This is a genomic window from Lysinibacillus telephonicus (assembly GCF_003966145.1).
Classification (GTDB): Bacteria; Bacillota; Bacilli; order Bacillales_A; family Planococcaceae; genus Ureibacillus; species Ureibacillus telephonicus.
The window spans coordinates 1-10,369 of the sequence record NZ_RXNR01000102.1; the positions used below are offsets into that span (position 1 = coordinate 1).

Here is a 10,369-nt window from a genome sequence, read left to right on the forward strand (position 1 = left end):
AAGCTATGAACACTTTAAAGCGAAAATTTTATTAAATAATTTATATAAGAAAATTGGGGTTCATTTAGGATAATCGGGGTGCCGTGTAATATCACTTCACCCCAACATTTGACATAGAACCCTTTTTTCTTTGAAAATTATGTGATACTACTTGTGCATTCTTCCTTATTGTCTTGCTGCTTTCTTTTTCGTATCCACTCTTCTACTCCGCCGGTACCAATTAATACTCCTATAACAATTAATAAGCAACCAATCACTTGAGATAAGTGCATTTCTTCCCCTATGATAATCGTTGCACCGATTAAGGCAAATATTGTACTTAAGTTTGTAAAGATTGCTGTTTCAGCCGTACCAATTTTCTTAATCATCGAATTATACAGGCTATGTCCTACCGCAGTTGCAAATACTGCTGAGAAAATAAATACTCCCCATATCGTAATATCTAATTGCATAAATACTGCATAAGATTTTGGACTTATTATAAAGCTAAAGACCATTAAAATAAGCGATCCGATTGTTAGCAAGTATGCGGTAACTACGAGAGGCGGAATCGTTAATGTGATCCGTCGAATAACAAAAAAACTTACCGCCTGTGCAATAATGGAAGCTAGAACAAGAAAGTCCCCTGCAACGACAGAAACGACTTCAGACACATTATCAACTACAGCAACAACGATTCCTATAAACCCGATTACGAACCCACAGAAGCTTATAACCGTTAATGATGTAGAACGTGTTAATACTGCAATAATGGCTGTTATTAACGGTGCTAAGCCTAAAATAAGAGACGTTTTAATTGCAGTCGTCTCCACCATTCCAGTTGCTAATAAAGAATGATGGGCAATAACACCTAAAAAACTTGCTAATAATAAAAGCTTCCAAGGCATCTCTTTATAAATAATTTGCTTTTTCCAGATTAATAAAATAATAAATAATGTAATTCCAGCTAGGAATATCCGAGTGCCTTGCATCACTAACGGTGGAATCTCATTAATAAGCAGCTTTAAGAGAGACACATTTAATCCCCAGAAGAGCATCGTTAAAACCATAATTGCATATACCTTTAACATTCAAAAAACCTCCTATTAAAAAAGGATTGCCCACCATGGACAATCCCCATTTACTACCCGATAGATAAGCCGCCGTCTACCTTTAAAACCTGCGCTGTTGTATAGCTCGCTTCTCTGGAAGCAAAATGCAATACAGCGTGGGCAATATCATCTGGTACACCAATGCGTTGAACTGGCTGTAAGGAGAGATCGTAAGGTACACCTGCTGTAATCCCTGTAGCAGTAGCGCCGGGTGCTACTGAATTACATGTAATACCATCTGGGCCAAGTTCCTTTGCAACCCATTTTGTAAATGCAATGATGCCGCCCTTTGATGCTGCATAAGCTGCACCTGAACGTCCTTGACCGTCTTGACCCGATGTTACACCACCGTTCATTCCCGAAATTGAGCTAATATTAATAATACGACCATATTTCGCTTCTTTCATGTGCGGATAAACGCATGCTTTTGTGAAATAAAATGCAGCCTTTAAGTTCGTATCTAAATCACGATTCCAATCGTCAATCGTCAAATCTTCTAAACTTTTACGACAACATGTTCCAGCATTGTTTACTAGAATATGTATTTTGCCGAACCGTTCGATTGTTTGATTGACTGTGGCATTTACAAAATTCTCATCACGAATATCCCCTAAACTTTCAATATAACTTACATCTGTAGCCATTTTACTAATTGTATCTTCACATGAATTAATATCAACTAATACGACATGTACTCCCTGTTTAGACAATTGTACTGCAATGGCCTGCCCTATCCCTGATGCAGCGCCAGTTACAATTGCAATATCCCCTTTAATGCTCATTATAATTAACCCCTTTATTATTCAACTCCTAGTAGGTCCGGCAAGAAAGTTGAAATTTGTGGAATGTATGTTACTAAAAATAGTACGATAATTGATGCCACAATAAATGGCAAAACCCCTTTGGAAATCTCAATGATATTTGTTTTAGCATATCCTGCTGCAACATAAAGGTTTAAACCGACAGGAGGAGTAAATAATCCTATCGCCAGGTTGATTGTCATAAATACACCAAATACAGTAGGATCTACCCCAAGTGAAATCATAATCGGCAATAAAATAGGTACGAAAATATAATATGCTGAAATGGCATCAATAAATGCACCAGCAATTAATAAAATAATATTTATTAGTAATAGGATAATATATTTATTGTCTGTTAATGCCATTACCGCATCAGAAATAGTTGATGCAATTTGTTCTGTTGTAACAATATAGGCAAATACTGATGCTGTAGAAACGATTAACATAACAACCGCTGTTTGCACTGCAGCTTCAATTGAAATTTTATATAAGATTTTTCCGTATCCTTTACGGTTAATAAAGAAGCCTACAATTATACTGTAAACTACTGCAACAACTGCTGATTCTGTCGGCGTGAAAATACCTCCATAAATACCGCCAAGAATAATAACAGGAATCAACAACCCGGGTAGTGCACCAACAAATGCCTGAAATTTTTCTTCTATAGTATATTTACGGGCAGGCTCCCTACCTTCTGAATTGAATATCCCCTTTTTTGTATCACGATAGCGTACATACATAGCGGCTAGCAGCAAGGCTATTCCTACTAAAATGCCTGGGATTATCCCTGCCATAAATAAACGATTAATTGTGATAGGCATTTGATCTCCGGCAACTAAAGCAAAGATAATAAATGCCACAGATGGAGGGATGATAATGCCTATCGCACCTGAGCTGGCTACTAAACCACCAGCTGTTTCTTTTCGGTAGCCATTTTTTATCATTGAAGGGATTAAAATTCCTCCGATAGCCGCTACTGTTGCGGGGCCTGACCCTGAAATTGCTGCAAAAAATATTGCTACAATTACTGTTACAAGAGCCATCCCGCTTTTCCTATGCCCAACAAGCGCTTCAGCAAAATGTATTAAACGCTTTGAAATTCCAATATGATCCATAATAACACCAGCTAAAATGAAAAAAGGAATAGCTAGCAGAGTAAATTTTGCTACGCTTGTATACATAATATCAGTCAACACTTCAAAGCTGTCCAAACCGTTATCAATAAAAAGAACGACCATGGACGCAGCCCCAAGTGAAATGGCAATCGGTACACGAGCAAATATGAGAAGGATAAACACACCAAATAAAATCAGTGCTGTCATGATTGTCTCTCTCCCTTCACATCTCCGCTAACAACACCGTCTTTTAGCTCCTCAACAACAACTTGAATTGTTCGAATGATACAACACAGTGTTCCAATTGGTAATGCGAGCGACAAAATCCATTGCGGCAGCCCTAAAGCGGGTGTTTTTTGATTCATATCCATTTGGAATAGAAGCATATCTATTCCATACCATGTTAAAACGCCAAACAAAATGAAACTGACTAATCCACTAAAAATAACAATTCCTTGCTTTAATCCTTTTCCAGCTTTATCGAAAATAAGAGTAAAGCCAAGGTGTGCATAGCGCCGCACACCCATTGATGCTCCTAAGAAAGTGATTAAAACTAGAACATTTATTGTAATTTCCTCAGTAAAAGAAATCGACAAACCCATTAAATTTCTCGAGACGACATTTAGAAATGTCAAAACTGTAATCACTATAAAAGCGACACATAGGACAATCTCTTCAAAGTAATTCAATATCTTCATGCGCTAAGCTCCTTAATTGCCTTGAAATGCCTTTAATAAATCCTCGCCCCAAATGTCCTTATACTTATCATAAATTGGCTGAGAAGCATCTTTAAACGCTTGTACTTGTTCCTCAGTTAATTTATTTACTTTCATGCCTTTTTCCTCAAGCTCTGATAATTGCTGCGCTTCTTTTTCACGCGCTAATTGTTTTTGGTAATCAGCAGCTTCTTTTCCTAGACGATCAAATAATGCTTTATCTTCGTCACTCATTGAATCATAAAGTTCCTTGTTAATTCCTAACACAAGCGGGTCATATGAATAGTTCCACAATGTTAAGTAATCCTGTACTTCATCGATTTTCGATGAGTGAATTACATCGATTGGATTTTCCTGTGCGTCAATTGTTCCTTGTTGAAGCGCAGTAAATACTTCTGACCAAGTCATTGTCGCTGGATCTGCTCCATACTCACGGAACAAATCCGTATACATCGTAATTCCAGGAATACGTACTTTCATTCCGCTTAAGTCATCAACTGATTCAATCGGCCCTTCATTATTCGTAATTTGACGGAAGCCATTTTCACTAAAACCTAAGGCATGTACATTTTTTTCAGCTAATAAACTTTTAATTTGTTCTCCTGCTTCACCTTCGAAAGCCTTATCAACTTCTTCGTATGAATTAAATAAGAACGGAGCTGATGCTACTCCAAATCGTTCATCTAAGATTGAATAAATAATTGTAGAGTTTAATGTTAGGTCAATCGAACCTTTTGATAACCCTTCGACTGCCTTACCTGAATCTCCACCAGATAATTGTTCGTTTGCAAATACATCAATTGTAATACGACCATCCGTTTCTTTTTCAATATCTTCTGCTAGTTTTTGAGCACCAGCATACCACGTCGTAGTGTCAGCAACTGTAATTGACATTTTCAAGTTATATTCTTTATCTGCTGCATTTTCTGCTGAATCTTCCCCGCCCCCACAGGCTGCCAGCATTGCTGATACCGCTAATAATGGCCCTAATAGCCACTTTCTTCTTACTTTAAAATTCATTTTAAATTCCCCCTAGACAATTTCTCTATTTCTTTTTTTACAATACAATCTCTTAATCTATATAATTTTGTATCATAACAAATTGATAGATATTTTCTATAATTCTGAATAATTAAAATATATGTGTTATAACACTATTTTGCAAGTGCAAATTTGCCCCTCTATACAAAACAAGCCATATCCCACAAAGGATATGGCGTTAAAAATAATTTCATAAAGGCTGACATTATATAGAATGTAATGCTATTTTTTTGATACTATAGAAAGATAATTATCTATTCTAATCTTTTTATATTATTTACATTCTTAACAAAATCTTACCAAACTCTCAATTTACTATTAATAATTTATTGCTACTTTATAATAGTAATTTAATTTTTTGGGAGGTAATGTTGTGAAAAGTTTAAGAAAAAAATGGCTTTCGTATGCTTTAGTAGGATCTCTAGTCTCTTTCGGTTTAATGGGGGCGACTGATGCTGAAGCAAAAACTGTTAACTCTAATAATAAAAAAGCGAAAAATGTTATTATGCTAGTAATGGATGGCAGCAGTGATAATGTTAGTACTATTTCTCGCTGGTACAAAGGTGAAAGTTTAGCATTAGATAGTATTTTAACAGGCGCTGTTAGAACATATTCAGCTGAATCAGCAATTACCGACTCCGCACCGGCTGCAACTGCTCTTGCAACTGGCAATAAATCAAACAGCGGCTACGTAGGTGTGTTGCCATCAACTGTAACAACACCTGGTGTAGAACCAGTAGCTGAAGAAGATGCATTTAAACCTGTAGCAAACGTTCTAGAAGGAGCTAAACTTGCTGGAAAAGCAACTGGAATTGTCTCTACTTCTGAAATTCAGCATGCGACTCCTGCTGGCTTTTCTTCCCATGTAGCAAGCCGCAGCAACTATGATGATATCGCAGAGCAACAAGTTTACCAAAACATAGATGTTGTTCTTGGTGGTGGCTATAATTCTTTAAACGATACTCGTAAAGACGGCGAAAACTTGCTAACAACTATTGAAGAAAAGGGATACGATTTTGTATCTGACCGCGAAGAGCTGCTTTCAACAAATTCAAATAAAATTTGGGGAAGCTTTGCACCAAGCGCTCTAGCTTATGATTTCGATCGTCCATCAACTAATCCAGACGAGCCTACACTTGCTGAAATGACTGACAAAGCAATTCAAACATTAAGCAAAGATAAAGATGGCTTCTTCTTAATGGTTGAAGGCAGTAAAATTGACTGGGCAGCTCATGCTAATGATCCAATCGGTATGATTTCTGATTTCCTAGCATTTGATGATGCTGTAAACGAAGCTTTAGAGTTTGCTAAAACAAATCCTAATACATTAGTCATCGCTGTTACAGACCACGGAAACAGCGGTATAACAATAGGTAATACGAACACAGATTCAACATATGACACAACTCCAGTTTCAGCTTATATTGAACCACTTAAAAAGGCGACAATGACAGTTGAAGGTGCATTAAGCTTATTAAAAGAAGATAAATCAAACTTACTAGATGTTGCGGCACTTTATGGATTAACTAATCCATCAGCTGAAGAAATTACAAAGTTAAACGAAAGTGAAGACCTAGCAGCAACAATGGTTCAATTGTTATCACAACGTGCAAATATCGGTTTCACTACTGGCGGCCACACTGGTGACGATGTCTTTTTATACGCATATGGTCCATCACACCCAACTGGACTAGTAGAAAATACTGATTTAGCACATACAATGGCTAAAGCGATGAATTTCGATTTAAATAATTTATCTAACAATCTATTTGTTAATGCACAAGAATCATTTGAAACACTAGGTTATACTACTTCAATTGATAACAGTGATGAAAATAATCCTGTATTTGTTGCAGAAAATAACAATAAAATCGTAAAAATCCCTGAAAATAAAAACATTGTTTTCGTTGAAAATAAGCAGAATGGCAAAATTGATACACTTGAATTTAATTCAGTTGCTGTTTACAACGATAAGCAATTCTTTATCTCTCAAGATATGCTAAAAGCAGTTCGTTAATAAAAGTTGATAAATTAAAAGATGCAAGAGTGTAGTCGTTAGACAAGCATTCTTGCATCTTTTTATTTGAATTGTATCTTTTTATACTTACTCTGATTGAACCCTATATTAAAACTCGGAAAAATCTGTTTAACTAACTCACCTTGCTTTTGTGGTTCAATCTGTTTTAACATTCCATTTATTTTTTCTCAGTTCACTTTCCATCTTCCGAACGATCCTCGATACGCTCTTCAATTTCTTTCTTTTCTTCGTGCCACCATAATGCTTCTTCTGGTTCTTCTAAAATCTCTTTTATTTCAGCTTTCTCTTCTACCGCTGGAGGTGAACCTCGGAGAGCTTTTCCTGAAGTATCTTTTAGAAAGAGGGTTACCACAATAATACCGACAATAGATGCAAATATCGCATAGTAGGCAGGTATCATTGGATTCGCCGTTTTACTAATTAACCAAGATACAAGTAAAGGTGTCGTACCACCGAACAATGATGCAGAAATATTAAAGGTAATCGCCAATGCCCCATTCCGCACATTCGTAAAAAATAGAGAAGGTAATAAACCTGGCATTGTTCCTTGGAAAGAAGCAGAAAATATTCCAAGAATCATTAAACCGAAAAATACAAACAAGGTATTTCCACTACCGATTAAATTAAACGCTGGTATACTTAAAATAATCAATCCGATTAAACCGCCTTGAATTACCTTCTTTGCTCCAATACGGTCACTAAAATAGCCCATTAACAGAACAATTGGAATCATAATAACCATTACAATCACAATTAATAAAAGCCCTTCTGTTTCCCCATAACCAAGAACAGCGGTTAAATGAGATGGCATATAGGATAAAACAATATAGTTTACAACAATATAAAAGAAAACAACAAACATACCAATCAGTATTGCTCTCCAATGGTACTGTAATATATGCCTTACGGATTCATCGTCTTCGTCTGATTTTTTTTCCTTCATTGCCTCAAATGCAGGTGTTTCCTCTAAGTTATTTCGCAAATAAAAGCCAATTAAACCAATTGGGGCCGATATGAAAAATGGAATACGCCAACCCCAATCCAACATTGTTTCCTCCCCTAAAATATAAGTAAGTAAAGTAACAAGACCAGCTCCTGCGATATAGCCAACTAAGGTACCGACCTCAAGACCACTTGACATAAAACCTCTTTTTTTATCGGGTGTGGATTCGGCAATAAACGTCATAGCACCCGAATATTCTCCACCCGCTGAAAATCCTTGAACTAGACGAGCAATGAGTAAAAGAACAGTGGCAGTATAGCCTATAGATGCATAATCGGGAATCAAACCAATACTTAATGTGGACAGAGCCATCATGATTAAGGTAATCGCTAAGACTTTTTTACGACCTAACCGGTCTCCCAGCATCCCAAAGAATATCCCACCAAGGGGCCGAGCAATAAAAGCAACTGCAAAGGTTGCAAAAGAAAATACTAATTGCATAGGACCACTTACATCAGGGAAAAATACTTGTCCAATTGTAGCAGCTAGATAAGAGTAAATTCCAAAATCAAACCATTCCATTCCATTACCAACAGCAGTTGCCATAACAGCTTTACGTGCGGAACTCGTGTCAACAACGGTAATTTCTTCTTTTTTCAACTTTGGTTTCGATTTTCTTTTCGGGCGATTATCATTTTTGTTATAAGTCAATCGAAACTCCTCCTTGTTGATTAATCAATGCTAATCTTAAACTTTCCAAAATGGCATTTAATTATTTATAGCTTTTCAATAATCTTCTAACTTTACTTAGTTAGTTTTTACTTAATTTTCCTCTTATCCGGCCTATTTACTTCCATCTGCTTATAAAGTAAAAAACTTTCGAATTCACAATAATAAAAGCTTAATTTCCAAATAATTAAATTGTCCTTTTCATAAAAAAAGACGCTCTCCTTATTTCAGAAAAGGAAAACGCCTGATTATTCAAGATTTTTTACTCAATTAAAAGCCCAAGGATCAAACATTTACTTCTAAGCAATAGTTAAAAGTCTTTACAATTCTGCGGGGGCTGTTACTTGCTCATCAAAATTAATTTTTAAAAGCTGTCCAGCGTGAACCAAACCAGATCCAAATCCGTACATAAGAACCTGATCTCCATTTTTTACTTTCCCCTCACGTATTCCAAGATCAAGTGCTAAAGGAATTGTAGCAGCTGAGGTATTTCCAAAGTTCACCAAACTATAAAGAGTCTTCTCCATTGGATAGTTTAATTTTTCACAGATTGGTTCAATCATTCTTAAGTTAGCGCTATGAGGAATAAACCAATCAACTTGATCTAAAGTTGTTTGTGTTTTTTTCAGAATTTGTCTAATACTATCTGGAACATTCCTTACGACCCATCTAAAAACTTCCCTACCATTCTGTACAAGAAGTTGTGTATCAATCAACTCAATCCCATTGACCATTTTGGATAATCCAGAACGATATACATGTTGTGCTCCACTTCCATCACTTCCTAGATGGAATCCAATGAAATCGTTTGACAGTTCATCTCTTTCTACTAATACCGCACCAGCTCCATCACCAAATAAAACACATGTACTTCTATCGGTATAATCTGTAACTTTAGAGAGGCTATCGGCTCCAATAACTAGTATTTTTTTGTGAAGGCCTGAAGAAATTAAACTATTTGCTGTATGCAAGGCATAAACAAATCCTGCACAAGCTGCACTTAAATCTATGGCACCTGTTTGGGATATATTCAAACGGTTCTGTATAATACTTGAGACAGAAGGAAATGGAAAATCGGGTGTGCTTGTTGCCACAATAATCATGTCTACATCTTCTACTGTTTTATTATATCTTTGCATTAAATCATTTACGGCAGAGACACACAAGTCACTAGTAAATTCATCAGGACGGGCTATTCTACGTTCATGAATTCCCGTTCTTTGAATAATCCAATCATTACTTGTATCAACCATTTGCTCAAGGTCAAAATTTGTTAACCTTCTTTCGGGCACATAAGTCCCTATAGCTGTTATTCTTGCTCCTAACATTCACTCAACTCCATTCACTATAAGTTAGTATTAATACCTGGTACTAATTATAACCTTAATTATCTTTTTTTCAAGAAGAAGGAGGCTTTTTATGGAAATAAAATCTTCTGCGCTGTTTGTTTTAGTGTGATACATTCCTTTTATCAAAATTCCCTCGTTAAGTTCAATTTTTAACATTCTCGCCTTTAAATAAAAAAACTTTCCTTTTTCAAGGAAAGCATCGATTGTAATATAAGATTAATTAGATTTTTCTGGTTCACCTTTTTCTTTAAGGTTTTATTATAACGGTAGTCGGGGCGCCAGTAAGGACTTAATCCGGTCCGCAAATATGAAATAAACCCAATGTATGTATTTATTCATTTAAATAAAATATTGATAATGAACCTAAGATGAGAAGATATATAATAATTAAATGTAAAGTTAATAAGTATCTCTTTTCTTCTCTTGTATTTTGCAAGATAAAAATGCAGAGAATTGCAATGAAAAATACAGAGTGTTGCCACCCAATATTTTTACTGTTTTCTCGACAACGCATTGGCTAAACGGAAGCTCTGTCCCGTATAAG

At 36.0% G+C, this 10,369-nt stretch carries 8 protein-coding genes; 1 reads left to right on the forward strand and 7 read right to left on the reverse strand.

Going from position 1 to position 10,369, the window contains the following annotated elements; all coding sequences use genetic code 11:
* Nucleotides 1–137: 137 nt before the first annotated feature.
* The 5 genes from EKG35_RS19465 to EKG35_RS19485 are packed head-to-tail and all read right to left on the reverse strand — an operon-like array spanning nucleotide 138 to nucleotide 4,745.
* Nucleotides 138–1,070, reverse strand: coding sequence for a DMT family transporter (locus EKG35_RS19465; RefSeq protein WP_126296203.1), 933 nt, complete (start codon nucleotides 1,068–1,070; stop codon nucleotides 138–140).
* Nucleotides 1,071–1,123: 53 nt separating this feature from the next.
* Nucleotides 1,124–1,873, reverse strand: a complete 750-nt coding sequence (locus tag EKG35_RS19470; protein ID WP_126296204.1) for an SDR family NAD(P)-dependent oxidoreductase — start codon at nucleotides 1,871–1,873, stop codon at nucleotides 1,124–1,126.
* Nucleotides 1,874–1,890: 17 nt separating this feature from the next.
* Nucleotides 1,891–3,216: a TRAP transporter large permease gene (locus EKG35_RS19475; RefSeq protein ID WP_126296205.1), complete on the reverse strand. Its 1,326-nt coding sequence runs from the start codon at nucleotides 3,214–3,216 to the stop codon at nucleotides 1,891–1,893.
* The gene (locus tag EKG35_RS19480; protein ID WP_126296206.1) at nucleotides 3,213–3,707 is read right to left on the reverse strand and encodes a TRAP transporter small permease; all 495 of its coding nucleotides are present in this window, start codon (nucleotides 3,705–3,707) and stop codon (nucleotides 3,213–3,215) included. Before EKG35_RS19480 ends, EKG35_RS19475 begins: the two co-directional genes overlap by 4 nt.
* A 12-nt stretch (nucleotides 3,708–3,719) precedes the next feature.
* A complete protein-coding gene (locus EKG35_RS19485; protein ID WP_126296207.1) occupies nucleotides 3,720–4,745 on the reverse strand; it encodes a DctP family TRAP transporter solute-binding subunit in 1,026 nt (341 codons plus the stop codon).
* Nucleotides 4,746–5,139: 394 nt separating this feature from the next.
* Between EKG35_RS19485 and EKG35_RS19490 the strand changes: the two genes are divergently transcribed.
* Entirely contained in the window at nucleotides 5,140–6,783 is a 1,644-nt protein-coding gene (locus tag EKG35_RS19490; RefSeq protein ID WP_410799291.1) for an alkaline phosphatase, read from the forward strand.
* Nucleotides 6,784–6,976: 193 nt separating this feature from the next.
* Here the strand turns inward: EKG35_RS19490 and EKG35_RS19495 are convergent, their stop codons facing one another.
* Both EKG35_RS19495 and EKG35_RS19500 read right to left on the reverse strand, forming a co-directional pair.
* Nucleotides 6,977–8,353 carry an MFS transporter gene (locus EKG35_RS19495; RefSeq protein ID WP_126296210.1) on the reverse strand — a complete coding sequence of 459 codons (1,377 nt, stop codon included), beginning with the start codon at nucleotides 8,351–8,353 and terminating at the stop codon, nucleotides 6,977–6,979.
* A 443-nt stretch (nucleotides 8,354–8,796) separates the two neighbouring features.
* On the reverse strand, nucleotides 8,797–9,804 hold the full coding sequence (locus EKG35_RS19500) for a ketoacyl-ACP synthase III (protein WP_126296208.1): 1,008 nt from the start codon (nucleotides 9,802–9,804) through the stop codon (nucleotides 8,797–8,799).
* Nucleotides 9,805–10,369: the final 565 nt, after the last annotated feature.

Excerpts from the sequence above, each read along its gene's own strand:
- EKG35_RS19465 (WP_126296203.1), bottom strand. The coding sequence starts at position 1,070 with ATGTTAAAGGTATATGCAATTATGGTTTTAACGATGCTCTTCTGGGGA.
- EKG35_RS19470 (WP_126296204.1), bottom strand. The coding sequence starts at position 1,873 with ATGAGCATTAAAGGGGATATTGCAATTGTAACTGGCGCTGCATCAGGG.
- EKG35_RS19475 (WP_126296205.1), bottom strand. The coding sequence starts at position 3,216 with ATGACAGCACTGATTTTATTTGGTGTGTTTATCCTTCTCATATTTGCT.
- EKG35_RS19480 (WP_126296206.1), bottom strand. The coding sequence starts at position 3,707 with ATGAAGATATTGAATTACTTTGAAGAGATTGTCCTATGTGTCGCTTTT.
- EKG35_RS19485 (WP_126296207.1), bottom strand. The coding sequence starts at position 4,745 with ATGAATTTTAAAGTAAGAAGAAAGTGGCTATTAGGGCCATTATTAGCG.
- EKG35_RS19495 (WP_126296210.1), bottom strand. The coding sequence starts at position 8,353 with ATGGCAACTGCTGTTGGTAATGGAATGGAATGGTTTGATTTTGGAATT.
- EKG35_RS19500 (WP_126296208.1), bottom strand. The coding sequence starts at position 9,804 with ATGTTAGGAGCAAGAATAACAGCTATAGGGACTTATGTGCCCGAAAGA.